At 44.5% G+C, this 229-nt stretch carries 1 pseudogene; it reads left to right on the top strand.

From position 1 onward, the window contains the following. Positions 1–229 (top strand): annotated as a pseudogene (locus tag AAEZ00_RS22350) (hypothetical protein); the annotation flags it as partial.

Here is a 229-nt window from a genome sequence, read left to right as displayed (position 1 = left end):
GAGCAGTGCTGATATCGATCCGCTAATGTATTTTCATCAAAATACTATCCATGCCTTTGAAGTCGATGGCAGCTGCGAAGCTAAGCCAGAAGAGCGCGCTATCGTGTCTGTTTGGGCAAGAAGTAATGCCAACGACAAGCGTAATGACTATGGCACCACATTGCTTTGTGAGTCAGCTAAAAACCCCGGTACACCTGCTCATAAAGATGAAGTTATTCAATGTGACTTA

The sequence above is a fragment of the Shewanella sp. S1-49-MNA-CIBAN-0167 genome, assembly GCF_040310145.1.
Taxonomy (GTDB): domain Bacteria; phylum Pseudomonadota; class Gammaproteobacteria; order Enterobacterales; family Shewanellaceae; genus Shewanella; species Shewanella psychromarinicola.
This window is presented reverse-complemented; position numbering and strand designations above follow the sequence as displayed.